Origin of the sequence: Salinicoccus sp. ID82-1 (genome assembly GCF_021991715.1) — a bacterium.
Classification (GTDB): Bacteria; Bacillota; Bacilli; order Staphylococcales; family Salinicoccaceae; genus Salinicoccus; species Salinicoccus cyprini.
On sequence record NZ_JAGFLY010000001.1, the window covers coordinates 492965 to 519020 of the forward strand.

Below are 26056 nucleotides of genomic sequence, written 5' to 3' on the forward strand. Positions count from 1 at the left end.
GCTATTATATGGAGCGTATGGACCATAAATTTATGAAGAAAGATCTGATTTATATGAGCGAAAGAACAATTGCATTTCAGACATTGGGCTGTAAAGTAAATCATTATGAAACAGAAGCGATGTGGCAGCTCTTCAAGAACGAAGGGTATGACCGTGTCGATTTCAGCCAGAATGCAGATGTGTTTGTCATAAATACATGCACTGTTACCAATACAGGCGATAAGAAGAGCAGGCAGGTCATAAGGCGTGCCATCAGAAATAACCCGGATGCAGTCGTCGCTGTTACAGGGTGCTACGCCCAGACAGCACCAAAGGACATCATGGCCATTCCGGGTGTCGATATTGTGATCGGTACTGAAGACCGTGACAAGCTGATCGGCTATGTCAACCAGTACCATGAAGAGCGCCAGCCGATCAATGGTGTTAAAAATATCATGAAGAAGCGTACATACGAAGAAATGGATGTCCCTTATTTTACGGACCGTACGCGTGCAACGCTGAAAATACAGGAAGGCTGCAACAATTTCTGCACTTTCTGCATCATCCCGTGGGCACGTGGACTCATGCGTTCCCGTGACCCTGAGAAAGTGGTTGAACAGGCCCAGCAGCTGGTCGACCAGGGATACAAGGAAATCGTACTGACCGGCATCCACACAGGTGGATACGGTGAAGATCTGAAGGACTACAATCTTGCCCAGCTGCTGCGTGACCTTGAAGAAGTGGATGGTCTCAACCGTCTGCGCATCTCGAGCATCGAAGCGAGCCAGCTGACTGATGAAGTAATTGATGTCATCAACGATTCGAATAAGATCGTCCGTCACCTGCATATTCCGATCCAGTCGGGCAGTGACACTGTACTGAAGCGCATGCGCAGAAAGTACACGATGGAATTCTTCGAATCCCGCATCATCAAGCTGAAGGAGATCATGCCGAATGTGGCAATCACAAGTGATGTCATCGTCGGATTCCCGGGTGAGACAGAGGAGGAGTTCAAAGAAACATACGACTTCATCAAGAAGCACCATTTCTCAGAGCTCCACGTATTCCCGTATTCCATCAGAACCGGTACGCCGGCAGCCAGAATGACCGATCAGATTGATGAACAGACGAAAAGTGACCGTGTCCACCAGCTGATCGAGCTGTCGAACAGCCTGGCACAGTCCTATGCGGACCAGTTCAAGGATGATGTGCTTGAAATCATTCCTGAAGAAGAGAAAGACGGCAAATTAATCGGACATGCCGACAACTACATGAAAGTCGAAGTTGAAGGAGACGTATCACTGACGGGTGAACTGGTAAAAGTCAAAGTGACTGAACCGGGCTACCCGGTCAGCAAAGGTGAGATCGTCAAAGTGCTGGAGAAGCCGATGGTCAAAGCATACGCATATCTTGAGCGCACGATGCACTAGTATACAATAAGCAATATCATTAACGAAGCACCAGGCAACAGACTATAAACTATTATGGAGTGATACGATGGAACTTTCGAAATATATTGATCATACACTGCTCAAGCCAGAAGTGACACAGGATCAGATTTTTGAACTGTGCCAGGAAGCGATGGAATACAATTTCTGCAGCGTCTGTGTCAACCCTGCATGGGTGACGACGTGCAAGGAGCTACTTAAGGACAGCGATGTCAGAGTATGCACGGTCATCGGTTTCCCGCTCGGCGCGACAACAAGTGAAGTCAAAGCGTTTGAAACGATGAATGCGATCCAGAATGGTGCCGATGAAGTGGATATGGTCATCAATATCGGCGCACTCAGATCCGGCAATGAAGATCTTGTCTTCAATGATATCAAAGCTGTATGTGATGCTGCAGGCCAGGAAGTTCTGGTAAAAGTCATCATCGAAACAGCACTTCTTGATTCCGATGAGATTGTCAAAGCCTGTGAACTGAGCAAGAAATGTGGCGCGGATTTCGTCAAGACATCCACCGGCTTCAATGGTGAAGGTGCCAAGGCCGAGGATGTAGCACTCATGCGCATGACTGTCGGGGAAGACATGGGCGTCAAGGCGAGCGGCGGTGTGCGTTCATTCGAAGATGCCAAAGTAATGATAGAAAGTGGTGCAACAAGAATCGGCGCATCCAGCGGAAAAGCCATCGTCAGCGGTGGATCCAGCGAAAGTTCTTATTGAATTAGCAGTTGACCGGCTTTTTACAATATATTATAATGTGTGAGTACATAGTATTAGCTATGTAAATGTAAGGTTTTTGTTATCCGGAGGGAGGGAAGACGATGTCTAAAACAGTAGTTAAAAAGAACGAACCTATTGAAGACGCGCTGCGTCGTTTCAAACGCACAGTTTCTAAAAGCGGTACGATTCAGGAAGCTCGTAAGAGAGAATTCTACGAAAAGCCTAGCGTAAAGCGTAAGAAGAAATCTGAAGCTGCCCGCAAACGTAAATTCAAGTAGGTTGAACTCCCTCTGATAATTCAGATATATGACAGCACATTGTGCTGTCTTTTTTTTTCAATTATTTTAATAATATTAATTTTTGATGTATAATGAAATCAATGGAGGGGATACATATGGCGGTAACAGAAACATTTTTGACTGGTAGCATTCTTATAACATTCAGAGATGTCGTCACCATGCCATTGGTTGCCTTTATTTTACTATCAATCTTTTTCCTGGGACTGATCTACCAGGTGTTTTCCGAAAACATCAATGTTGTCGGTGTACTGTCCATTGCCTCGATCATCATCTTCTATTCCGGTCATCTGCTTATCGGCGACTACAATGGTATCGCGCTTGTGCTGTTTGTGTTCGGCATTGCGCTTATTATTATGGAATTCTTTGTCATTGGGGCAATTTTAGGTATTATCGGCAGTATACTTCTGCTTTTCAGCATTCTTCTGGTAAGTGATAGCATGGCAGTCTACAGTCTGTTTCTGCTTGGCATCATTTTACTGGCACTAATCGAGTGGGTGATATTTGTGAAATACAAAAAAAGAAAAATACCAATACTGAGCCGTCTGATACTTAACGATTCGACTGATGCGGAATCAGGATACACATCATTTGATGACCGTTCCTACCTGCTTGGAGAAACTGCCATGACAATGACACCGTTGCGGCCATCAGGCACGATAAGATATGGCGACCAGCGCATCGATGCAGTGGCTGAAGGCTCCTATATCGCCGGAAATGTTGAAGTGAAGGTAATTCATGTTGAAGGAACACGCGTGGTTGTCCGCCCTAAAGAAGATTAATCTAAAGGAGCGTTTTACATGAATCTAATGTTTATCACGGGATCAGGTCTGATGATAATATTTCTTGTTGTCATCGCAATCATTGTCATTGCTTTCCTACTCTCCTTTGTACCGATCGGATTATGGATTTCCGCCATCTCCGCCGGTGTCAATGTAGGCATCTTCTCCCTCGTCGGGATGAGACTGAGACGGGTCAAGCCTAAACGCGTTATCGAACCGATGATCAAAGCACACAAGGCCGGTATTAAAGTGACAACAAACCAGCTTGAGTCGCACTTCCTTGCTGGCGGTAACGTCGACCGCGTTGTTGATGCCCTGATCGCTGCACAGCGTGCAGACATCAACCTCACATTCGAAAGATGTGCGGCCATCGACCTGGCCGGACGTGACGTTCTTGAAGCGGTACAGATGAGTGTAAACCCTAAAGTCATCGAAACACCTTTCATCAACGGTGTCGCAATGGATGGTATCGAAGTGAAGGCGAAATCCCGTATTACGGTACGCGCCAACATCGAACGTCTTGTCGGTGGTGCAGGGGAAGATACGATCGTTGCCCGTGTCGGTGAAGGTATCGTATCCACAATCGGTTCTTCCGAAAAGCACACGAAAGTACTTGAAAATCCGGATATGATTTCCCAGACGGTTCTATCCAAAGGACTCGATTCCGGTACAGCATTCGAAATCCTATCAATCGATATCGCAGATGTGGATATCGGCAAGAACATCGGTGCCGACCTTCAGACTGAACAGGCTGTGGCAGATAAGAACATCGCCCAGGCGAAAGCAGAAGAACGTCGTGCAATGGCCGTTGCACAGGAACAGGAAATGAAGGCACGTGTCGAAGAAATGAGAGCGAAAGTTGTGGAAGCAGAATCCAAAGTGCCACTTGCCTTTGCCAAAGCATTGGAAAATGGCAATATCGGTGTAAGCGACTACTACAACCTTAAAAATGTCGAAGCGGATACAAACATGAGAGATTCCATCAATAAGATGACGGATCCGACACGTGAAGACAATGAATAGGCTGTGATACTATGGAAATAATTCCTCTGCTCATCTTCATCGGCGGTATCATCTATACTGCGATTGCTGGCCAGAAGAATAAAGACAAGGACGGAGAGCGGAATATTGATCCAAGCAAGATGGACCGGCCGACTGGTCCATCTGCACCAAGAAGAAGACAGTCAGATATCCCCGATCGTCCGAAAGGACTTTTCGATGATCTTTTCGGAGAAGTGGAACGTCGCCTTTCCGGAGAAGAGCAACAGACACGGCAGACGACAGGAGAAACTCGCAGCTCAAGACCTGCGAATGAAAGGCCCGCGCGCCAGTCCAGCCAGCGACCGATGACGGAACGGTCATTCGGCCGCACTCTGGAAGAAAAGGCCAAAGATACCAATGTCGGCAGACGGGCGATGAATACTTACGAAGAGAAAGCCCAGGAAGTCAGACAGAGAGCAGATCAGGCGGAACAGAGGGTACAGGAGGTAAGATCCAATTCCCGTTACGACCGTACACGCCAGTCCGAAATCGAGACCGGGGGACGCGGATCACAAAGAAGGCAACCTGTTCATGAGCAGCCGAAGCCTAAAGTTCGTAGAGAATCATTGTCTTTCGGCCGTAAAGATATCGTCAATGGTGTCATCTTTTCAGAAATCATCGGAAAACCAAAATCAAGAAAGTAGCGTCAGCATATGCTGGCGTTCTTTTTTTGTTTAATTTTGATTGTTTTTGATTGTTAGTGATTGACTATGATTAATTTATGTATTATATTTAACAGGAAGAAGGTGATGGAATGCTGACCAACCAGAGATATGAAAAAATAATGGACCATCTTAATGAAAATGGAATGGCGTCAGTCAACGAACTTGTTGATATTACTTCAAGCAGTGCCCCGACAATACGCAGAGACCTGACCCACCTTGAGGAGAAAGGGCTGATTGAACGGGTGCATGGTGGTGCAGCGATCAGCCATATCGAGCATGAAGAGGACTACAGGGATAAAGCGGTCAAGAATCTATCTAAAAAGATCAAAATCGCTCAAACTGCTGCCAGTCTCATCGAAGACGGCGACATCATCTTTATAGATGCAGGAACAACGACTTATGAAATGCTGCCTTTCATTTCGCAGGAAGATCTGACCATTGTCACGAACAGCATTACACTGATTGAACAGCTCGTCAGAAACGGCCATCGGACGCATGTCCTTGGCGGCAGAGTCAAACCGTCCACCAAAGCCGTTGTCGGACCTGAAGTGATCGATGTGATCAGCAGGCTGTCATTTGATAAATGCTTCATCGGTGTCAATGCCATTGACACCGCCCACGGTCTGTCCACTCCGGAAGAGGAGGAGGCATATATCAAAAGCCGGGCCATCCGGCAGTCGAGAAATGCCTATGCTTTGGTCGACAGCACGAAATTCAATCGATCTGCATTCATACAGTTCGCTGACATCGAAGATGCATTCATCATTACAGATGATGTCAAACACAGTTTCATTGAAAAAATAAAATCACGTACTGAAATATATGGAGGTGAAAAGAAATGATCTACACTGTAACATTCAACCCCTCAGTCGACTATGTAATGAGAATTGAAGCACTTGAACTGGGCAGTCTGAACCGTACTTCGGATACTGCGAAGTATGCAGGAGGCAAGGGGATCAACGTATCCAGAATTTTGAGCGCGCTTGATGTACCATCGACCGCACTCGGTTTTGCGGGCGGATTCACGGGTGAATTCATCAAGGATACGCTTAATACGCAAGGTATACAGAGTGACTTCATCGAAGTCGATGGAGATACACGCATCAACGTTAAACTGAAGACGGGTGAAGAGACTGAAATCAATGCTGCAGGTCCAGCGATCACCGATGCAAACATCAGCAGGCTGGAAGCCCAGCTGATCGATCTGTCACCGGAAGATCATGTGGTTTTCGCCGGCAGTGTGCCTTCAGGATATGATCACCTCTACGAGACACTGGCAAAACTGCTGCATGACAGAAACATCGAATTTACCATCGATGCAGAAGGCGCAAAACTGACTTCGACACTGCAGTATGGTCCATATCTGATCAAACCGAACCAGTTTGAACTGGAAGGCATCACCGGCAGATCATTGTCCACGACAAGCGAGATGGTTGAGGCTGCACGCAGCCTGCTTGACAGGGGCGCAAAGAACATCCTTCTGACGCTTGGCAAGGATGGCGCATTGTTCATCAGCCGTGATTACGAGTATTTCGTCCCGTCACCGAAAGGGACGCTTAAGAATTCCGTGGGCGCAGGGGATTCGACAGTTGCAGGGTTCATCAGCAGAAAAGGCAGCAGTATCAGAGAGCAGCTCAAGTACGCCATCGCATGCGGCAGTGCTACAGCATTCAGCGATGATCTAGCAACCAGGGAAGACATCGAAGTACTGCTCGATAAAATAGAAGTTCAATCGATAGAAGAGGTGAAATGATGAGAATAACAGAGCTTTTGACAAAAGACACAATCAATATGAATGTCCGTGCATCCAGTAAGGATGCAGTGATTACAGAGCTTGTCGACGGGCTTTTTGGCGCAGGTAAGATTTCAGAGAAAGATGGTTTTGAAGCTGCTATCCATAGAAGGGAATCACAGAGCACGACAGGTGTTGGAGACGGTATTGCCATTCCGCACGCCCAGACGACGGAAGTACTCGAACCGGCCATCATGTTCGGCAGAAGCCAGGAAGGCATCGACTATGACTCAATGGACGCACAGCCAGCATACCTGTTCTTCATGATTGCAGCACCTGAGGGGCAGGCGACCACGCATCTTGATGCACTGGCCAAGCTTTCGACGATCCTGATGAATGATGACGCCAGAAAACAGCTGATGAGTGCATCTTCGAAAGAAGAAATCATAGAAACGATCGACGCCTTCGATGAATCCGAGGCGACTGAAGAAGAAGTCTCCGCCCCCTCGGACCGCCCGTACATCGTTGGAGTCACCGCCTGCCCGACCGGCATCGCCCATACTTATATGGCTGCCGATGCGCTGAAGAAGAAGGCGGCTGAACTGGGCTACGACATCAAAGTTGAAACAAACGGCTCTGCCGGTGTTAAAAATGCACTGACGAATGAAGATATTGCACGCGCAGCCGGTGTTGTTGTTGCTGCGGATACGAATGTTCAGATGGCACGCTTCGATGGCAAGAACGTTGTAGAATCTCCGGTTGCAGACGGTATCAAACGTCCGGAAGAATTGCTCAACCAGGCAATCGATACAAGCCGTTCTCCATACAGGGCAACCAAATCCAAGCAGGAGCTTGAAGAGGGCGAACAGTCTACAAAAGGCAAGTCCTCCATCTACAAGCACCTGATGAATGGTGTATCCAACATGCTGCCGTTCGTTGTTGCCGGTGGTATACTGATCGCCATCAGCTTCATGTTCGGTATCAATTCAGCAGATCCTGAGAGCGTTGAGTACAGCCCGATTGCCGAAATGATCAACTTCATCGGCAGCAACGCATTCCAGCTGATGATTCCAATACTGGCCGGCTTCATCGCGATGAGCATCGCCGACCGTCCAGGTCTCGCACCAGGTATGATCGGTGGACTCATGGCTTCGACAATGGGCTCAGGATTCCTCGGCGGTCTGATTGCCGGTTTCCTTGCCGGTTATCTGATGGTCGGTATAAAGAGAGTGATGGAAAACCTGCCACAGGCACTTGAAGGCTTGAAACCTGTCCTGCTCTATCCATTGGTCGGTGTATTCCTGACCGGCGTCATCATGTACTATATTGTCGATCCGCCAGCAACAGCACTGAACGAATGGATGAATACGACACTCAGCAGCATGAGTGGAACGAACATTGTACTGCTCGGCGCCATTGTCGGCGGCATGATGGCCATCGACATGGGCGGTCCGATCAACAAGGCAGCCTATGCATTCGGTATTGCAGCACTTTCCGCCAATAACCCTGAACCGATCACAGCAGCAATGATCGGAGGTATGGTACCACCACTTGCCATCGCAGTTGCCACAATGGTATTCAGAAACAGATTCACGGAAGTTGAGAGATCTTCCGGTCCGACAAACGTCATCATGGGGGCATCATTCATCACAGAAGGTGCCATCCCGTTCGCAGCAGCCGATCCACTGAGAGTCATTCCATCCATGGTCGTCGGTTCTGCAACAGCAGGCGCACTCGCCATGGCATTCGCAACATCCATCAATGCACCACACGGTGGACTGTTTGTCGCCCTGACGATCGGAGAAGGAAAACTCATGTTTCTTGTCTCACTCCTTATCGGTACAGCCGTTTCAGCGTTGATTCTCGGACTGCTGAAAAAACCAATTAGACAATAAAATAAACAATAAAATGAATCCCCCCATGAAGTATCATGGGGGGATTACTAATGGTTGCTGGCATCAAACTATTTTCCTCTAGTAAAGAGTCTGACGATGAATCCAAGTGCAGCAACAACAAGTATCGCACCAAAACCTACCAGTGCTAGAATTTGCCCAGTGCTTGGGGTACTGTCATTCATCAGGCTGATTCCGCCTGTAATTGCTGCAATTACAGCGATGCCGATGAGAATGTACATGACACTCTTATTGGCAGACATAATATCCTCCTTATAGATTTTTTACATGGCTGTTTAAAGACGCCTACACTCCCACTGTAACATATCAGGTATATACGTTCAAAATGTACAGTCAATATGCATATATTCGCGTGGTTAACAGTTGACTTTTCCATTCGTCTCCATTAACATTCAAGATAATTGAATAGCAGTACCACTAGGGGTGCAATTCTGCTGAGACAGCCATGTGGCTGATCCCTTTGATCTGATCTGGATAATGCCAGCGTAGAGAAGTGGTTTGGTCGGATATTCCTTGTCTTCTTACTGAACCCATTTCCTATGCTGGAAATGGGTTTTTACTATGTAAAAAGGAGAAATGCTATGCTGAGCGAGATATTGAAGAAAGAAACCGAACCAATGATCGAAGCCATCTATACGGATGCATTCATACAGGGGCTGGTCCATGGAGATATTGATGATAATGCCGTCATGCACTACTTGCGTGCAGATGCGTTGTATCTGGAAGAATTTGCGAAGCTCTACGCAATGCTGATGTCGAAGACGGATTCAAAGGAGACGGTCAGGTTCATGATGGGCCAGATGACTTTCCTGCTGGATGGAGAAAGCGAGGCGCACGCTGTTCTGGCACGTGCAGTGAACAGACCGTATGAAGATATCATAGAAAATGGAGAATGGTATCCATCAGCAGACCACTATATCAAGCATATGTACTTCAACGCCTGCACAAGAGAGGACATTGCGTATGCAATCAGTGCAATGGCACCATGCCCCTATGTCTACCGCAGACTCGGACAGATGGCAATGGAACAGAATACTTTTGCAGCGGACCATCCATATAGGAAGTGGTTCGAGTTTTATGCGAATGATATGAACGATACGGTAGATGTCATGTTCAGCATCATCGATGATGCCGCAATGCATATGGCTGAAAAAGAAGTGGACGTGCTCAAGAAAAACTATGTCGAAAGCACAGAGCATGAAAGACGTTTCTTCAATATGGCTGCCACCAAAGAACGATGGGATGGAGTGGGTATCAATGTCTAGATTTCCAATTGCTCTGACGGTTGCCGGTAATGATCCGACAGGCGGTGCAGGGATACTGGCCGACAGCAAGACATTTCATTCACGTGGTGTATATGGGATGGCTGCTGTAACATCGCTGACTGCCCAGAACACTATGGGTGTCCAGGATGTTTTCAATGTGTCAGTCGATTTTCTGGAAAAACAGCTGTACAGCGTCTTCAGTGATGAAATGCCTCACGCAATGAAAAGCGGTATGATCGCAACAGTCGATATGATGGAAATTATTGCTCGAACAGCAGACCAGTATGATATACCGTACATCATCGATCCAGTCATGATTGCCACGAGCGGAGATGCACTGATAGAGGAGGCATCAATCGATTTTCTAAGAGAGACCCTGCTGCCCGCTGCCACCAGTGTGACACCGAACATCCACGAAGCGGAAAAGATAGCAGGCATCAAAATTGAAAATGCCACGGATATCAGAAAAGCTGCGGATATTTTTGTGAAGGAAATCGGTGTTCAGAGTGTCATCATAAAGGGGGGGCATCTTGAAGGAGATGCCGTGGACTATATGTTCACAAGAGACACCACCATCGAACTTTCCGAACCACGTATTGAAACGTCGAATACACACGGAACAGGCTGCACTTTCTCAGCAGCCATCACTGCAGAACTTGCAAAGGGCAAAACACTTGAAGAAAGTTTCAGGCTGGCGAAGAAGTATATCAGTTCAGCAATCAGAAATAATCCTGGAATTGGAAAGGGCAACGGCCCGGTGAACCATTTCAGCTATAGAGGAGACTAGAATATGAAACGTATAGAGAAACTGAAAATACAAAGTCCACTGGTTGTCTGCATAACGAATGACGTCGTCAAAAACTTTACTGCCAACGGCATGCTCGCTGCCGGTGCATCCCCGATCATGAGCGGAGAAAAGGCGGAAGCACACGATCTGATGCATGCTGCCTCTGCGCTATTGATCAACATCGGTACTGCAGACCGTGCCAAGGTGGAGCTGATGGATAGAATGATGGAAGCCGCCAATGAAAAAGGCAAACCGATTGTGTTTGATCCGGTAGGATATGGCGCTTCCGATTTCCGTATCGATATCACAGAAGACCTGCTCAGCCGTCATCAAGTATCACTGATCAAGGGCAACGGTGGAGAAATGCTTGCATTGTCCGGCGCAGAAAGCAGCCTCAAAGGTGTCGATTCGACGGAACAGACGGACACAGCAGAAATTGCCGATGCCGTATACAGCAGGTTTAGAGTTCCCGCTCTGGTTACCGGCAAAGTGGATGCACTTGCTACAGAGAATGGCATCGTTACAATGTTCAATGGGCACAGTCTGCAAGGGAAGATTACAGGATCAGGGTGTCTGCTTGGCGCATTGACAGCAGGTTTCATTGGACTCGAAAAAGAATTTACCGCAGAAGCTGTTGTGGATGCAGTCAGCTACTATAACTTATGTGCCGAATGTGCTGCTGCACAGATGAGCCGTCCGGCACCTGGTACTTTCATCAGTCATCTGATCGATGAACTCTATCTGAGCGAGGATAGACTGCTCCAGGACAGGACCGTCAAAGGTTTATGATGAAGCTGAAGCGTGAAGATTTAAGATTATATTTCATCTGTGGCAGCAGTAATGTAGAGGGAGACACCCTGAAAGTAATCGAGGAAGCCCTGGAGAGTGGCGTGACCATGTTCCAGTTGAGAGAAAAGGGGCAGGATGCGCTGGAAGGAAAAGCACTGGTCAATTTTGCAGAAACCATCAGATCTCTCTGTCGAAAATACAATGTGCCTTTTATAGTGAACGATGATGCACGACTTGCAGAAAGAGTGGGAGCAGACGGCATCCACCTTGGTAAGGACGACCAGACAGTCACTTCGTTGTCTCCCTATTTTGATGACAAGATTATCGGACTATCTGTCAGAGACCGTTATGAGCTTGACCGGAGTGAGCTGTCGGCAGTCGACTACATTGGCACAGGCCCGGTATTCCCGACACACTCCAAAGATGACGCAGGCAGCACCATCGGTGTCGAAGGACTCGCAGAAATGAGAAGCCGGATTAAAGAACTGCCCATGGTCGCTATCGGCGGTATCAACACTGAAAACTTCAGATCATGTCTCCGAAATGGTGCAGATGGCGTCTCATTCATATCCGCTATTGCAGAAGCAGAGGACGTGGGCCAGGCAGTCAGAGGGTTTCTGAAGTGAATCAGATAGTATCTGGCTCAAATAAAAGATCTCCATGCATGGAAAGTAATACGCCCATGCATGGAGATCTTTCTTTTAAGTCAATTTATCCATCCCATTGCTATTGCGGCAGTGACCCCCGTTCAATGACACCCGTCATAAATTCCAGGTTGGGATAATTTTTTTCTGCCAGCTGCTTCTTTACTTTTTCGACATCATATCTGACACGCTGGATGCCTACATTAAATTGATTGCCATATCCTTCTGCAATCAGATAGGAGGCTTGATTCAAGCCATCAAATGGCAATCCGACACTGCCCAGGTTTGCCACACATTTTCCATTGATATGACGCACATAGGGCAGGTGGATATGGCCATACAGAAATATGTCCGCTTCCTTATTAATCATCAGCTTCTCTTCCAAAGCTTCATCCGACTCTGCCGGTTTGACAACTTCAAATAGACTTTCAGGAGTGGCATGGAAGCAATGGACATTGATTTCATCCGTCAGTTCAACAGTCACTTCCGACGGCAGGCCTTTTAGATAGTCCAGATCCTCATCCGACAACTGATCAACAGACCATTCCCGCTCCTCTCTCATAGTATCGAGCACCTGATCCGGTACTTCGCCTGCCTCTATACCTCGATGAATCCATTCATCCGCATTTCCCTTGATGACATCCGTATTCAGACCCCTTACCAGATCAATTGATCTTTTCGGTTCAGGCCCCCGGTAGGCAATATCACCCAGAACAACAATCCTGTCCGCCTGCTTCTTCTCAATATCCGCAAGCACAGCCTCCAGTGCCGTCGCATTTCCATGAATATCGGAAATAAATGCTATCTTCATTTAGAAACACCGCCTTTAATAGTAATTGCTCCCTTAAATCATATACTTTCACGGAAAGGTATATCAAGGCATAGGGAAAAGACGGCAGATTAATTAGAGGTTTTAATAAATATAATCACTCAAGTGTCCTGTCTCTATACTTCTCTCTTTGTTCTGTCAGTTCTGATCAGTTTTGATGCAAAAAATGTCACGAAGAAAAGAATAATGCCGGTTTTATTAAAAAGTATGAACACTTGCAGAATATCTGAGAATGATTCGGTAGGGTAGAAGCCGCTCAACAGAAGCGTCGGAAAGACGGTGAGCAGCATGGATATGTAATGGACGATGATCTGTTTGCCGAAGCTCCATTCCCCGACCAGATAGATGACACTGGTAACTCCAAGGAAGAAGGCGATGATGCCATAGAATACATAGGCGATTGCTTCATCAGAAGCACCGTTAGTATAGCTCAACAATGAAAGTACCATCATAAACAGCAGGAGCATTGTGCCCCTTGTTAACCCTTTTTTGACAAGATGCATGTAGATCACTTTCTTTCTTATGTAATTATTTGCTGATTGTCGTGACAATCATTTTATGTTGCTTTTCTTATGAACAGGTTACTTATTTCGATTTGCTGACGAGAAGAGTGGTTACAGTGCTATTTTGTGATGAAATTAATCAGTCCCTTAGCCATGTTTTGATGATTTAAAGTAAATATCCTGATACAATGCATATGTATATTATAGTCTAATAAGTAATAATTTTCAAAATTAATTAGACGGTTGTAATATATTCATTATGATAAAAGTAGTAATATCAATCCAGTAGACTTTAGCGTAATTCAGAGCGAGATAGTAGAATGTCGGCAGAGGTGTCATCAATGTATACATACAGAGTCTATAACAAGTTTTCAACAGAATGATCAGAGATTACAGATGAAGACGGCGAGTCTAAAGGCTATATCAGAAAAACGTACAATAATTTTCTGAAAAGAATTTTTGATTTTATTGGAAGTGTCAACTTTATCAATAGGTATGAAGTATTGGATTCTGATGAAAAAATAATATTTCAGTCTAAAAGAGGCAGTCCTTTCAAGTGGAGAACGTACCATGCTGAATATTACCACGAAAGTGACTCTTTTCGGTTTGAGATGAAACAGAAAGACTTGTTCAAAGTTCCCGATCAGACTCGTTTCCTATTCGACGGTACTTATTTCGATTTGAAAGCAGAGTTTGGAAGGTGGGCAGTGATCACTGAAGAAAAGTCCAGAAAACAAATAGCAAGATGGCGTATATCATTTATACCTCCAATAGACGCCAGCTTCGAAATTCTGGACGAAAGCTGCCGTAGACATGAGCTGCTTTTTCTGGGTGCGTTTCATACATATCTTTACGGAGAATAGGGCTGGGAAACACTTTCTTGCTCATTGATGAGAAATGACCAGTCAGAAAGCATGAAATAGATAGTATAAATATTTAAGACGAGGCGAGGAATATATGGCTAAGCTGGAACAGAGATCCCAGTATATCCGGTCTGTGAAATTGAAGGAGGAAATTGGGGTTTCCTATGATAATTTTCCACTAAACCTTCCAGCCATCGAAGGTTTGCAGGAATTGATACTACATCCGAATGTCACTTACATCATCGGTGAAAACGGGATGGGTAAATCGACATTGCTCGAGGGTATTGCAATTGCTCTGGGATTTAATCCGTAAGGGGGGACATTGAACTTCAACTTCTCCAGTCACGATTCCCATTCGAATTTGGACAAATTTCTCCGCATTATAAAAGGGGCATACAGACCCAAGGATTCTTTTTTCTTCCGGGCAGAAACATTTTATAATCTGGCTACTAATATAGAGGCTCTTGATAGCGAGCCGGCATCCGGGAGAAGAATCATCGATTCCTATGGTGGAAAATCATTACATGAACAGTCTCACGGTGAATCTTTCTTTTCGGTGTTTATGGAGAGATTCCAAGGGAATGGACTATACATTCTGGATGAGCCGGAAGCAGCTTTATCGCCATTAAGGCAGATGTCAATGCTTGCAAGGATAAATGAACTTGCGAATAAAGGATCACAATTCATAATCTCCACTCACTCACCCATCATAATGGCCTATCCCGATGCCAAGATCATACAACTGTCTGAAGAAGGCATGAGTGAGGTAAGTCTGGAAGAAACAGGCCACTATTCCATCATGAAGCATTTCTTTGATGACAAAGATCAGTTATTAAGTCATCTATTACAATAGAAGTGTCAGTGACTGACTAAGGCAGCTTGATCTACAGACAGAAGATATTAGTCTTTCCCATCTTGTCGAACTATAGTAATATGATTCTAATACTGAAAGTGACGAATGGAAAAGTACATGTGCTGATGCATAACAGAAAACTCCGTGAGCTGAGAGGGAGGATGCAGAGGTATTTGGAAACAAGTCCTGGAGCTGTATACCGGATGTTGTTTGAATGACTGATGGTGTACCGGGTTCTCCCGATATAGAGATGGAGTATAATCTGGTTCTTCAGACGTACTTGAGAGGTTCATATGGTGACATATGGACAAAATGAGGTGGCACCGCGTCCTTCTGAATTCTGGAAGTCCCGTCCTCAAGCTTTAATGCTTGAGGGTGGGCTTTTTTGTTTCCAAATTGAATTCAGGAGGGTGTTGAATGTCGGAAAGTATCAAGTGGAGATATCCGCTATTGCTGCTTATTGGAATCGGTGTATCCAATCTTGGCGCCTGGATCTATCTGATTGCACTGAATCTGATTGTCCTCGATATGACAGGATCAGTACTTGCAGTATCATTGCTCTACATCATGATACCTATTGCCACAGTATTTACAAATTTCAGGTCGGGTAGTTTTATAGACAGGTTAAATAGAAGAAACTTGATGATCTACCTCGATCTGCTCAGAGCTGTAATCATATTCATGCTTCCTTTCACGGATTCAATCATTATAATCTATATGCTGGTTTTCATCATCAATATAGGAAGTGCCATATTTGAACCGGCTGCCATGGTATACATGACTGAATTGATACCGAAGGAGGACAGGCAGAGGTTCAATGCAATGAGGAACTTTATCAACTCGAGCGGTTTCATACTAGTACCTTCGATTGCAGGTATCCTGCTATTTATCGGATCTCCGGCCATGGCCATCCTTGCGAATGGACTGGCCTTATTGATATCAGCGTTTGTTATCGTGATGCTTCCGAGTATAAAGGTCCAGCAAGCAGGTGATGTTGAAAAAGTGACCTTTAAAGTGTTATTCGCAGACTGGAAAACTGTTCTCAGTTTCAGCAGATCAAACCTCCATATAGCATGGATATACTGCCTTTTCAGTGGCATCATCGTATTCATGACTGCACTCGATTCTTTGGAAGCTGCGTTTGCAACCGGTGTACTTCTATTGTCTGAAAGTGGGTATGGTTTTCTCGTCAGTATCGCAGGACTCGGCATCATCGTTGGCTCCTTGATAAATACTCTGTTTGCCGATCGTCTGAAAATCAGCCTGATGATGAGCACGGGCGCTTTTTTCACACCAGTGGGGTATCTGATCTTCGGCTACTCAGGAAACTTCATGTGGGCGTCCATCGGCTTTTTCACACTGACATTTGCATTATCATTTGCAAATACAGGGTTCTACACTTTCTACCAAAACAGTGTACCGACTGGAATCATGGGCAGATTCTCAAGTGTCTTCGGTATTCTGGAAGCAATGATGATCATTCTATTCACTGCTGCTACAGGGGTACTGTCTGAAGTGTACGATATCAGAATTGTCTACATCATCGGCTCGTTCCTGTTCCTGATTCTGGGTCTCGCTATCAACATCTTTATAATGGGAGGCCAAAGACAGGATGCCTACCGGCAGGAGAACAGCTGAAGGCCAAGTTTGATTGCTTGAAATTGTTTTGACACTCACATTAGGTTTTGCTAATATGTATATAACATATTAAAATTTCCTAATATAAGGAGTGTGTCATATGCTGACGGCAGATCTGGATACAAAAGTGAAGCTGATTCATGGGTTTTCGAATAAGACGCGTCTTCAGATACTCGAGTCCATCAAGGAGGATGAGAAGACAGTGTCTCAGATTGTAACTGATATCGGCGCGAGCCAGTCGAGCATCTCCCAGCACCTTGCATGCCTGAAGGATTGTGGCATCATCATCGGGAGACAACAGGGAAAGTACATATATTACGCACTGCGCAATCAGAACATGCGTGATCTGCTTTCCATGTTCGATACAGTGCTTGAAGATGTCGGAGAGAATGTAGCGTCCTGTGAAAATCATATAGAAGGTTGTGATGTATAATGTCCCAAACATGCTGCAGTCAATCAAAGGAAAAAGTAGCGAGCCACAGCAGCACCTGCTGCACTACCGAAGTTCGTGAGATGGCAAGCCAGACGAGCGAAACAAATACATGTTGTGGTGATGATGGTCCCGGTGATCCGGAAGACGAGCCTGAAGGCTGTTGCAGCAGCAGTTCTGCCAATGTAGTGACAGCGGCTCAGGGTGAAAAGAAAGTATACCGCATCCAGGGCATGGACTGTCCATCCTGTGCAATGACCATTGAGAAAGGTGTAAATGCTCTAGGCAGTATCATCGAAGCGAAGGTCAGCTACGGTACAGCCAAGCTGCAGGTGGTCGGAATGGATCAGAGTGCGTTTGACGGTGCAGAGCAGACTGTCAGGAAGCTTGGTTTTGAGATTGAGATGTCGGAACAAAATCGCAATATGAGAACCTATATTGTGGAAGGCATGGATTGCGGCAGCTGTGCGCAGAGTGTTGAAAATCACCTCAATAAACTGCCCCAGGTCAAGCATGCGGATGTCAGTTTCTCTACAGGAAAGATGAAAGTCGAGCATGACAACAGTGTGGAGGACATCATTTCGGAAGTATCCAAAATCGGCTATCATGCCTCTGTTGCTGACGGAGTTGGAACCAATACTGGCAAAAAGCCGAAAAGTGAATATCAGAACATCATCATTACAGGTGCACTGATTGCGGTCGGTTTTATCGGCTCCTATGCAGGATTGCCGCAGATGATGAGTACGATACTCTATGCTATTGCGATTGTCATCAGCGGATACAAGCCGGTCAAAAGTGCCTATTATGCCATACGAAGCGGCTCGCTGGATATGAACGTGCTCATGTCGGCTGCGGTGATTGGTGCAGCTCTGATTGGTGAATGGTTCGAGGGTGCTACTGTCGTATGGCTGTTTGCCCTTGGCATCGCTCTGCAGAACCAGTCGATCGAACGGACAAGAAAGTCGATCCGAAACCTTATGGATCTTACACCTTCCGAAGCATGGGTAAAAGCCGGGTCTGAACTGGTGCAGAAACCGGTCAGTGACATCACTGTCGGTGAGATTACGATCATCAAACCAGGGGACAGAGTGCCACTTGATGGTGAAGTCGTGAAAGGTGAGACAAGCATCAACCAGGCACCGATCACAGGGGAATCCATGCCGGTCGACAAGGTTGAAGGTGATACTGTCTACGCCGGTACGATCAATGAACATGGATCCATCGAAGTCAGAGTGACGAAGCTGGTTCAGGATACGACCATCTCGAAGATCATCCATATGGTTGAGGAAGCCCAGGAGCAGCGGGCACCGACACAGGCTTTCATTGACAAGTTTGCAAGCATCTACACTCCGATTGTATTTGCAGCTGCACTTGCGGTGATTGTCCTGCCGCCACTATTTGGTGCAGGCAGCTGGGGAGAGTGGGTCTATAAAGGATTGGCACTGCTCGTTGTTGCCTGTCCTTGTGCACTTGTCATATCAACACCGGTCGCCATTGTATCGGCCATCGGCAATGCGGCGAAGAACGGCGTACTGATCAAAGGCGGCACATTTCTTGAGAAGGCCGCACAGATCAAAGTCATTGCCTTTGATAAGACAGGCACACTGACAGAAGGCAGACCGCAGGTCACAGAAGTGCAGGCTTATAAGAATACTGAGGAAGAACTGCTTTCCATTGCCTATACGCTCGAAGACTATTCCACCCATCCAATCGGCAGAACCATTGTCGACTACGCCAAAGAACAGAATATCCAGGTGAAGACAGGCGAACGTTTCAGTAATATTGTCGGCAAAGGTGTTCAGGCGACAATCGCAGGTCAGATCTACTATGCCGGCAATCAAAAATTGTTCGCTGAAGCGGGTATTTCACTGAGTGGTCATGAAGAAGCGCTTGGAGACATCCAGTCTCAAGGCAAGACAGTTGTCATCGTCGGTACACAAGAAGGAGTGATCGGCATTATTGCCGTCTCCGATACCATACGCAAGACAACATCACAGGCTTTGAAGGATCTGAGGCACGCAGGTGTTGATCAGGTGGTCATGCTGACTGGTGATAACAGAGGCACGGCGAAGCGGATTGCAGCTGAAGCGAATGTGAATCGATATTTTGCGGAGCTCATGCCTGAAGATAAAGTGAATGCAATCAGGCAGTTGCAGGCAGAAGGCCATAAAGTTGCTATGGTAGGGGATGGCATCAATGATGCCCCTGCGCTGGCGCTATCCGATATCGGCATCGCCATGGGCGGTGCAGGAACGGATACTGCCATGGAGACAGCAGACATCGTCCTGATGGCGGATAATCTCGAAAAACTGCCACATACAATGAAGCTGAGCAGGAAGGCACTGTCAATCATCAAGCAGAACATATGGTTCTCACTGATCGTCAAAGCCATTGCGCTCGTCTTCATATTCCCAGGGTGGCTGACACTCTGGATGGCGGTACTAAGTGACACAGGCGCTGCAATCATCGTCATTCTGAATGCACTGCGTCTGCTGAACGTGAAAGAGTAGGGCATTTTGTTTTATCGAATCAGAGTGGGGCTGGGACAAAAGTTTCGAACAGATGATGCATGTCATGAAATATAAATATAATCCGTACGTTTGACTCCTTGGGGAATAGCATCAGCGTAAGACTACAGGCTTACGCGATGCCCCAGGAAAGCTAGCGTACGGATTATTTGTGATAAAGATATTTATGTCCCAGCCTTACTCTTTTTAATTTATGTTAAGTTTGGAAATGCTCTGAAAACCCTCAAAGTTTATCAGAAAATGGAAGCGGGTAGATAGGATAGTACTATACATAGCAACAACAAAATATCATCATGATTCTACCGAGCTGGGGGTTATAATATGAACGGGCATGCTTTCAATGATGGAAAGTGGCAATGGATTGAGATGGATTTCAGCGATAAGGCGGCCCTCGAGAAGCAGATTTCGGGCTATCATGTGGACGATAGGTGGCTGGATCAGGCGAGTGAAGGTGAGACGAACAACCTTCAGATGGATACGACCTATGAGGGGAAAGAGGTTGTATGGGGGTCTCTTGTATATAACCACGACCTTGAAGATCCAGAGTCGGAACGTGTTTTCCATTTCTGTCTGACCCGGGAGTTTCTTCTGACCGATCATTTGGATTTCGATGTGTTTGAAAAGATCGACACAAGTAATATCATGACAAAACTGGATCTTACCCACACGCCGATCGAGGGGTTCATGGTGTTCATCAATATCATTCTCAACAGCTATCTGAAGAAGATTGACTTGTTTGAAGGCAGGATTAATGATCTGCTATGGCAGCTGGAACGGAAGAATAATGAAAAGGTGCTTTCTCAGATCATGAAATGCCGGCATCAGCTCCTTATATTGAAAAGCCTGATCCTTCCTCTTAAAGAAATAGAGATTGGGGTACCGGAAGCGTTTGGTGAATCAATTAAAGAGGGGCCGATATATAATAAGATGCGGCACCGGATCCGTCGTGCATTCACTCTGGTGACTGAATATGGCAAAGAAATCGGCAGCATGGCAGAGCTCGAGAGCGTCAAGGCTGATGTGCGGGGCAACGAAATCATGAAGACATTGACCATAGTCACAGTCCTGTTCACGCCGATCATGGCCTGGGGCGCGCTCTGGGGGATGAACTTTATTCATATGCCGGAACTGGATTACAAGTATGGCTACTTGTTTGCCTGGCTGCTCATTATTGTTAACACCGGTGCAATCTATCAGTTTCTCCGCAATAAGGGCTGGATGGGTGATGTGCTGAATAATAGGAAAGAGGCAAAGAAGAAGTAAAACATTTGTCATAATGAAGACCCCGGTGCCTTCTTTAATAATAAGAGGCCCGGGGTCTTTCTCTGCAGTTGCAGTTTGACTAGACCGGTCTCACTGTCACTTCATTCACATTGACGTGTGCAGGCTGGGTGACTGCGTAGACGACGGCCTGGGCGATATCTTTCGGCTCAAGCTTCTTCCTGTCATCTTCAAATGGACTTTCTGAACTGAGGGAAGTATCGACCATGCCTGGAGAAACATTGGTGATTCGTACACCTGTATTGGTCAGTTCCTTCTCAAGTCCTGTAGATATCGCACGAACGGCAAACTTTGTTGCGCAATATACTGTCAGTCTGGGAATCACTTCAAAGCCTGAATCGGAGGCGATATTGACGATATGTCCACTTTTTCTATCCATCATGCCATTGAGTACTGAGTGGATGCCGTACAGTACACTCTTAACGTTAAGGTCGATCATCTGATCCCAGTCCTCTACATCGCCATTTTTCACTGTACTTGAGCCCATCTTGCCCGCACAGTTGACATAGATATCCACCTGGCCGAACGTCTCCCTGGCCTGACTGGCGAGGTTTTCGACTTCTTTCCGGTTTGTCATATCCGTAGCAACACTGAGCATACGTTCTTCCCGACCGATGTCCTGCACTATGGATTTCATTTTATCCTCGCTGCGTGCTGCAAGTACAACATTTGCTCCGGCATTGATGAGCGCCTCCACTATGGCAGCACCAATTCCGCTGCTTGCTCCTGTGACGACTGCCGTTTTTCCTGACAACTGTTCAGTCATTATCATGTCTCCCTTTCATACTCATTATGTGCATTCCATAGTACTTCTACCCTTGCAGCCATAGAGTTAACAGCATGCAGGGAACATCTTCATATAAAAATAGACCGGCCATTCCTGATTCCAGGAATGGCCGGTCTATCATCTATTGCAGACTATGCATTGCTTTCTTCTGTTTCTTCTTCACTTTCACCTGCAGGTTCCTCGAGCAGGCCACCGTCGCCACTCAGGTATTCGATCATACCTTCAGTCGCACGGTAGGCAAGTGCGCAGACTGTACCAGTCGGGTTGTAGTTGCCGAAGTGTGGGAACACAGAGCTTCCGATTATGAACAGGTTTTCCATTTCCCACATCTGGGAGCAGGTGTTTACTGCTGAATCGGATGGGTCATCACCCATGATCGCACCACCGCCGTAGTGTGTGGAATAGAACGTATGGTTGAAGTCGATGTCATCAGAAAGTTCATCTGCACTTACTTTATCAGCACCCATGTTGTTGGCGATTTCCTCACAGATCTGCAGAGCATATCTGTTCAGGTTGATATCCTGCTGTGTATGGCTGTTTGTAACCCGATCATCCATTACCCGGTTTTCTACTTCAGCTGCTATTGAATGCATGGAACCATGTCAGGAATCAAGATCTCTGGAACGTTTTGCCCTCAGATAGAACATATAAGCAAAAGAGAGAGTAAAACAGACCAGCAGGACTGTAGCGACTGATAAGGAAATCAGTAATTCATCTGTAAGAATGAAATTAATGATTCCTACTATGACACTACCTGCAAAAATCAGAATGAAGGTCTTAAAGAAGGAATGTGATTTATTGGGAGCATCCCCTGTATCAACAGATATGTTGATATTCAGGAAGGCCAATAGGGTCATTGTGATAATAAAGACGAACCACAACGGATTCTGGACGACCTGACTCGCTCCTTCTGTAAACCCTGTGTAGAGCAAGATTGCCATTATGCTCAAGGTTTGCACAATAAAAGCAATTCGTATATTCTTCAAGCTACTAAGAATCAATCTTTCATCTTTTATCTTTTTCATTATTCTATTCCTTTCGATCCACCCAGAACAGTTCATCCAGAGATTTGTCTACGGCATAGCAGATCTCAAGACATAGGTTCAGGGTTGGATTGTATTTTCCTTTTTCTATCAGGCTGATAGTTTGTCTGGTTACACCTACCTTTTGTGCCAGCTGCTGTTGGGTCAGGTCTTTCTCCACACGTGCTATTTTGATTCTGCTTTTCACTATGGCATCACTCCGTTTAATTGTATTGTAACATATACATTACATATTTCAATTTATATGTTCCATGTTGTACAAACATATCGCTATGTTATTATTAATATAAATGAAGGGAAGTGATTCTGATGATTCAATATCCTGTTCTGAAAAAGAATGCGACCATCGGCATCACGGCGCCCTCATCAGGTGTGCCTGAAGATCTGCATGATGTTCTGAAGTCTGCAATCGGCAGAATGGAGCAGAAAGGCTACAGCTTCAAGATTGGTGAGACTGCATGGACGGATGATAAAGCCAGATCTGCATCTGCTGAGAAACGTGCTGTAGAGCTCGAAGAAATGCTTGCTGATGAAACTGTCGACATGATCATTCCGCCGTGGGGTGGGGAACTGCTCATTGAGATGCTTGAGCATATGAATTTCAACAACATGCCAGCCAAATGGATGTTGGGGTACTCAGACACCAGTACGCTGTTGCTGGCCATCACATTGAAGACTGGTATAGCCACTGCACATGGCACGAATCTGATTGATCTGAGAGGTGAGGAGAGCGATGCGACAACCTCCATGTGGGAGACCGTTCTCTCTACAGAGAAAGGCGAAGCAGTCACGCAACATTCGTCGAAGTGCTATCAGAAAGAATGGGACTTTGAAAATCCGACGCCACATATCTTCAATCTTTCGGAAGAGACACACTGGCAGACAGTTTCCGGTCAGAGCGTCAGGGCGGAAGGCCGGTTGCTGGGCGGCTGCATCGATACAATCCATCACCTTATCGGCACACCTTATGGAAACGTCCAGAACTTCAGAGAAAAATACATACCGGACGAACCAGTGATCTGGTATCTTGAAAACTGTGAGATGTCCACTACCGATCTGAGACGGTCTCTGGTGCAGATGAAACTGGCCGGCTGGTTCAAGAATGTATCTGCCATCATGTTCGGCAGAAGCCATGCAAATATGCCGGTCGAAAACTATATGGCTGAAGATGTCTATAAAGCACTTTCAGAAGAGCTCGATGTCCCGATTGCATATGACATTGATTGTGGTCATATGCCACCGCAGATCACTTTTATAAACGGTGCATATGCCAAAGTAATCGTGGAGGATGGTCACGGAACTGTTTTGCAGAAATTCAGTTAGGATGGCAAGAGGAGAGATGAACATTGGATAGTAAAGAGAGTGTGGTTCTACAGCATTACAATACAGATCACATGAATACGTTAAAGAAATTCCAGCTTCCAGAAGATCAGGAAAGATTCACATCAATGCCATTGGAGTATGAAAATGTCGATTGCGGACAGTATCGCATTGTCATACTTAACAGGGGCGAACCAGTCGGATTCTTCATCCTGGATTCATCTGAAAAAGTAGCGTCCTACACCAGCAATGACAGTGCAATGCTGCTGACTTCGCTGCTGATTGATTATCAGTCGCAAGGGAAGGGGTTTGCAAAGCAGGCTTTGAACAGGCTGGGGGAGTTCATACGGAATGAGTATCCTGACTGCAACGAGATTGTACTATCAGTAAATCACAAGAATGTGCATGCAAGGAGACTGTATGAAAAGACAGGATTTCAGGATACCGGCAAGACAATCGGTGGTCCTGAAGGTGAACAGAGTATAATGAAGTTAGTGATTTGATTTAAATAACAACAGGAAATACGGAGGATTATGACTATGAATAAGGAAGCACAAGCCTATTGGGATGAATACTGGGAAGGGCAGGAGAAGCCGGAGTCGGTTACTGCATGGCAGTTTGGCGCAGATCCGGACTACCTCGCTCAGCTGGTATCAGATGGAGTGAAGACTGCAACATGTTCAGGACGCATTTTCTATGATGTGGAAAATGAACCACTGCCCACAACAGAAGACTACAGCATCATTCTTGATGGCGATGACAAGCCGACTTCCATCATCAAAACTACGGAGGTCACCATCACACCCATGAATGAAGTCAGTGAAGAATTTGCGATCTCAGAAGGTGAAGGGGATAGAACCTATCAGTACTGGTGGGACACACATGTAGACTTCTTCACAAATGAACTTCAAAGTATCGGGCGGGAATTCTCGGAAGACATGCTGCTCGTATGCGAACGTTTCAAGGTCATCCATGTGAAAGAGCAATAGAATAAGCGCATCCCGACTTTGGTCGGAATGCGCTTTATTTTTACTATATTAATATCGTCCCAACATTAAGAAGGAAATCAATGCCTATCAATTTACTGTTTCTTCTATGAATAAATTAAACTTCTCTTCCTCTTCTATATCAGGGTTATGATTGCTGTATTCGAAAGTCGTAATTGATCCGTTTGGCATCAGATCTGCCGCTTCTTTACTGAACACGTAGGGACACTGCGCATCGTGTCTGCCTGAATAGATAAATGCCTCTACAGGTGTTGTCTTTAATTCATCACGTACATCGTAGTCTTTAAGCTCTGAAGTGAAGTAGTCAATCTTCTCCATGAGTGTCCGGCCACTTTCTTTCCGCTTCAGAAGCTCGTAGTAGGCTTCTTCCCTATATAGGGACATCATGGTCCATTCCTTGGCAAGCTCAATGCGTAATTTTCTTGGCGTTTCACTTTTACGGAGTTCTGCAAATATTTCCTTCATTCTTGCATTATTAGGATTCTCAGCACAATAGATGCTGTCGGGATGCTCCATATACTCATATGAAGCACAAAGCCCGCCAGCAATGATTTTCGTTAAATTATCCGGATACATGACGGCATATTTCAATGCGAGAAAGCCGCCTGTGGAGTGGCCGGAGAATGCCCATTTCTTTATATCCAGTGCTTCTCTAATCGATTCCATATCATGAACAGCGTCATCCATGCTGTATGTATAGATTTCAGTCAGTCCGTCCGAACAGCCGGCACCTCTCAGGTTGATGATATACACAGTATAGTGTTCAGCCAGTGCGCGTGCCATGGTGTTGCCATTTTGATTAAATTCACTGTATAGATGTGTAAAAGCCAATGGTTCTCCGTGTCCTCTTTTAAATACTTCGAATTGTCCCCTTGATGTATCAATCACCTGTGACTCAAACATCCCATTCCCCCTCCA

The 26056-nt window shown here is 45.9% G+C and carries 29 protein-coding genes, 1 pseudogene and 1 riboswitch; of the genes and pseudogenes, 22 read left to right on the top strand and 8 right to left on the bottom strand.

The genetic code is table 11. The features are described 5' to 3' along the window. The first annotated feature begins 53 nt into the window (after positions 1 to 53). The 9 genes from mtaB (at position 54) to J4760_RS02500 (ending at position 8553) form a co-directional block, all read left to right on the top strand. Positions 54 to 1409 carry a tRNA (N(6)-L-threonylcarbamoyladenosine(37)-C(2))-methylthiotransferase MtaB gene (gene mtaB / locus J4760_RS02460; protein ID WP_145287326.1) on the top strand — a complete coding sequence of 452 codons (1356 nt, stop codon included), beginning with the start codon at positions 54 to 56 and terminating at the stop codon, positions 1407 to 1409. Between the two features lie 67 nt (positions 1410 to 1476). Then, positions 1477 to 2142, top strand: coding sequence for a deoxyribose-phosphate aldolase (gene deoC / locus J4760_RS02465; protein ID WP_145285883.1), 666 nt, complete (start codon positions 1477 to 1479; stop codon positions 2140 to 2142). 101 nt (positions 2143 to 2243) lie between these two features. Then, positions 2244 to 2420 (top strand): 30S ribosomal protein S21, encoded by a 177-nt coding sequence (gene rpsU / locus J4760_RS02470; RefSeq protein WP_017548804.1) that lies wholly within the window; start codon positions 2244 to 2246, stop codon positions 2418 to 2420. A 116-nt stretch (positions 2421 to 2536) separates the two neighbouring features. Next, positions 2537 to 3220, top strand: a complete 684-nt coding sequence (locus J4760_RS02475) for an NfeD family protein (RefSeq protein WP_145285885.1) — start codon at positions 2537 to 2539, stop codon at positions 3218 to 3220. A 33-nt stretch (positions 3221 to 3253) separates the two neighbouring features. Then, positions 3254 to 4243: a flotillin-like protein FloA gene (floA, locus tag J4760_RS02480; protein ID WP_145287329.1), complete on the top strand. Its 990-nt coding sequence runs from the start codon at positions 3254 to 3256 to the stop codon at positions 4241 to 4243. A gap of 11 nt (positions 4244 to 4254) precedes the next feature. Next, entirely contained in the window at positions 4255 to 4905 is a 651-nt protein-coding gene (locus J4760_RS02485) for a hypothetical protein (protein ID WP_145285888.1), read from the top strand. Between the two features lie 110 nt (positions 4906 to 5015). Next, positions 5016 to 5768 carry a DeoR/GlpR family DNA-binding transcription regulator gene (locus tag J4760_RS02490; protein WP_145285891.1) on the top strand — a complete coding sequence of 251 codons (753 nt, stop codon included), beginning with the start codon at positions 5016 to 5018 and terminating at the stop codon, positions 5766 to 5768. Next, positions 5765 to 6679 carry a 1-phosphofructokinase gene (gene pfkB, locus J4760_RS02495; RefSeq protein ID WP_237604669.1) on the top strand — a complete coding sequence of 305 codons (915 nt, stop codon included), beginning with the start codon at positions 5765 to 5767 and terminating at the stop codon, positions 6677 to 6679. The genes J4760_RS02490 and pfkB overlap by 4 nt, the downstream gene beginning before the upstream one ends. Then, positions 6679 to 8553 (top strand): PTS fructose transporter subunit IIABC, encoded by a 1875-nt coding sequence (locus tag J4760_RS02500; RefSeq protein WP_237604670.1) that lies wholly within the window; start codon positions 6679 to 6681, stop codon positions 8551 to 8553. The genes pfkB and J4760_RS02500 overlap by 1 nt, the downstream gene beginning before the upstream one ends. 68 nt (positions 8554 to 8621) lie before the next feature. Here J4760_RS02500 and J4760_RS02505 read toward each other — a convergent pair whose 3' ends face one another. Then, a complete protein-coding gene (locus J4760_RS02505; protein ID WP_145285899.1) occupies positions 8622 to 8813 on the bottom strand; it encodes a hypothetical protein in 192 nt (63 codons plus the stop codon). A gap of 167 nt (positions 8814 to 8980) precedes the next feature. Continuing rightward, positions 8981 to 9080: riboswitch (TPP riboswitch) on the top strand. A 72-nt stretch (positions 9081 to 9152) separates the two neighbouring features. Between J4760_RS02505 and tenA the strand changes: the two genes are divergently transcribed. Genes tenA through thiE form a run of 4 tightly spaced genes read left to right on the top strand, consistent with a single transcriptional unit; the run spans position 9153 to position 12038 of the window. Next, on the top strand, positions 9153 to 9836 hold the full coding sequence (tenA, locus tag J4760_RS02510; RefSeq protein ID WP_237604671.1) for a thiaminase II: 684 nt from the start codon (positions 9153 to 9155) through the stop codon (positions 9834 to 9836). After that, positions 9829 to 10623, top strand: a complete 795-nt coding sequence (thiD, locus tag J4760_RS02515; protein ID WP_237604672.1) for a bifunctional hydroxymethylpyrimidine kinase/phosphomethylpyrimidine kinase — start codon at positions 9829 to 9831, stop codon at positions 10621 to 10623. The genes tenA and thiD overlap by 8 nt, the downstream gene beginning before the upstream one ends. A gap of 3 nt (positions 10624 to 10626) precedes the next feature. After that, complete coding sequence (gene thiM / locus J4760_RS02520) at positions 10627 to 11412, top strand: hydroxyethylthiazole kinase (protein WP_237604673.1); 786 nt, start codon at positions 10627 to 10629, stop codon at positions 11410 to 11412. Next, the gene (thiE, locus tag J4760_RS02525) at positions 11409 to 12038 is read left to right on the top strand and encodes a thiamine phosphate synthase (protein WP_237604674.1); all 630 of its coding nucleotides are present in this window, start codon (positions 11409 to 11411) and stop codon (positions 12036 to 12038) included. The genes thiM and thiE overlap by 4 nt, the downstream gene beginning before the upstream one ends. Before the next feature lie 100 nt (positions 12039 to 12138). Here the strand turns inward: thiE and J4760_RS02530 are convergent, their stop codons facing one another. Both J4760_RS02530 and J4760_RS02535 read right to left on the bottom strand, forming a co-directional pair. Then, complete coding sequence (locus J4760_RS02530; protein ID WP_237604675.1) at positions 12139 to 12867, bottom strand: metallophosphoesterase family protein; 729 nt, start codon at positions 12865 to 12867, stop codon at positions 12139 to 12141. A 134-nt stretch (positions 12868 to 13001) separates the two neighbouring features. Then, complete coding sequence (locus J4760_RS02535; protein WP_255695230.1) at positions 13002 to 13388, bottom strand: DUF3021 family protein; 387 nt, start codon at positions 13386 to 13388, stop codon at positions 13002 to 13004. Positions 13389 to 13777: 389 nt separating this feature from the next. Here J4760_RS02535 and J4760_RS13340 point away from each other — a divergent pair, with 389 nt between their 5' ends. The 6 genes and pseudogenes from J4760_RS13340 to J4760_RS02560 all read left to right on the top strand — a co-directional run bounded on the left by J4760_RS13340 (position 13778) and on the right by J4760_RS02560 (position 20963). After that, complete coding sequence (locus J4760_RS13340; protein WP_483314035.1) at positions 13778 to 14251, top strand: tubby C-terminal domain-like protein; 474 nt, start codon at positions 13778 to 13780, stop codon at positions 14249 to 14251. Between the two features lie 94 nt (positions 14252 to 14345). Then, positions 14346 to 15104: pseudogene (locus J4760_RS02540) on the top strand (AAA family ATPase). A gap of 417 nt (positions 15105 to 15521) precedes the next feature. Next, the gene (locus tag J4760_RS02545; protein ID WP_237604677.1) at positions 15522 to 16742 is read left to right on the top strand and encodes an MFS transporter; all 1221 of its coding nucleotides are present in this window, start codon (positions 15522 to 15524) and stop codon (positions 16740 to 16742) included. 100 nt (positions 16743 to 16842) lie between these two features. Continuing rightward, the gene (locus tag J4760_RS02550) at positions 16843 to 17175 is read left to right on the top strand and encodes an ArsR/SmtB family transcription factor (protein ID WP_145285923.1); all 333 of its coding nucleotides are present in this window, start codon (positions 16843 to 16845) and stop codon (positions 17173 to 17175) included. Further along, positions 17175 to 19682, top strand: coding sequence for a heavy metal translocating P-type ATPase (locus J4760_RS02555; RefSeq protein WP_237604678.1), 2508 nt, complete (start codon positions 17175 to 17177; stop codon positions 19680 to 19682). Before J4760_RS02550 ends, J4760_RS02555 begins: the two co-directional genes overlap by 1 nt. Before the next feature lie 339 nt (positions 19683 to 20021). Further along, positions 20022 to 20963 carry a magnesium transporter CorA family protein gene (locus tag J4760_RS02560; RefSeq protein WP_237604679.1) on the top strand — a complete coding sequence of 314 codons (942 nt, stop codon included), beginning with the start codon at positions 20022 to 20024 and terminating at the stop codon, positions 20961 to 20963. 79 nt (positions 20964 to 21042) lie between these two features. Here the strand turns inward: J4760_RS02560 and J4760_RS02565 are convergent, their stop codons facing one another. From J4760_RS02565 to J4760_RS02580, 4 genes are all read right to left on the bottom strand, one after another. Next, positions 21043 to 21747, bottom strand: a complete 705-nt coding sequence (locus tag J4760_RS02565; protein WP_237604680.1) for an SDR family oxidoreductase — start codon at positions 21745 to 21747, stop codon at positions 21043 to 21045. 152 nt (positions 21748 to 21899) lie between these two features. Next, the gene (locus J4760_RS02570; protein ID WP_237604681.1) at positions 21900 to 22325 is read right to left on the bottom strand and encodes a GMC oxidoreductase; all 426 of its coding nucleotides are present in this window, start codon (positions 22323 to 22325) and stop codon (positions 21900 to 21902) included. A gap of 45 nt (positions 22326 to 22370) precedes the next feature. Then, complete coding sequence (locus tag J4760_RS02575) at positions 22371 to 22793, bottom strand: branched-chain amino acid ABC transporter substrate-binding protein (RefSeq protein WP_237604682.1); 423 nt, start codon at positions 22791 to 22793, stop codon at positions 22371 to 22373. Between the two features lie 4 nt (positions 22794 to 22797). Next, positions 22798 to 23001, bottom strand: a complete 204-nt coding sequence (locus J4760_RS02580; RefSeq protein ID WP_237605035.1) for a helix-turn-helix transcriptional regulator — start codon at positions 22999 to 23001, stop codon at positions 22798 to 22800. Between the two features lie 119 nt (positions 23002 to 23120). On the opposite strand from J4760_RS02580, the gene J4760_RS02585 reads away from it, so the two are divergent. Genes J4760_RS02585 through J4760_RS02595 form a run of 3 tightly spaced genes read left to right on the top strand, consistent with a single transcriptional unit; the run spans position 23121 to position 25120 of the window. Beyond that, positions 23121 to 24134: a S66 family peptidase gene (locus tag J4760_RS02585; protein ID WP_237604683.1), complete on the top strand. Its 1014-nt coding sequence runs from the start codon at positions 23121 to 23123 to the stop codon at positions 24132 to 24134. A gap of 23 nt (positions 24135 to 24157) precedes the next feature. Further along, positions 24158 to 24634 (top strand): GNAT family N-acetyltransferase, encoded by a 477-nt coding sequence (locus tag J4760_RS02590; protein WP_237604684.1) that lies wholly within the window; start codon positions 24158 to 24160, stop codon positions 24632 to 24634. A 36-nt stretch (positions 24635 to 24670) separates the two neighbouring features. Further along, the gene (locus tag J4760_RS02595; RefSeq protein WP_237604685.1) at positions 24671 to 25120 is read left to right on the top strand and encodes an ASCH domain-containing protein; all 450 of its coding nucleotides are present in this window, start codon (positions 24671 to 24673) and stop codon (positions 25118 to 25120) included. A gap of 87 nt (positions 25121 to 25207) precedes the next feature. Here J4760_RS02595 and J4760_RS02600 read toward each other — a convergent pair whose 3' ends face one another. Continuing rightward, the gene (locus J4760_RS02600) at positions 25208 to 26041 is read right to left on the bottom strand and encodes an alpha/beta fold hydrolase (protein ID WP_237604686.1); all 834 of its coding nucleotides are present in this window, start codon (positions 26039 to 26041) and stop codon (positions 25208 to 25210) included. Positions 26042 to 26056: the final 15 nt, after the last annotated feature.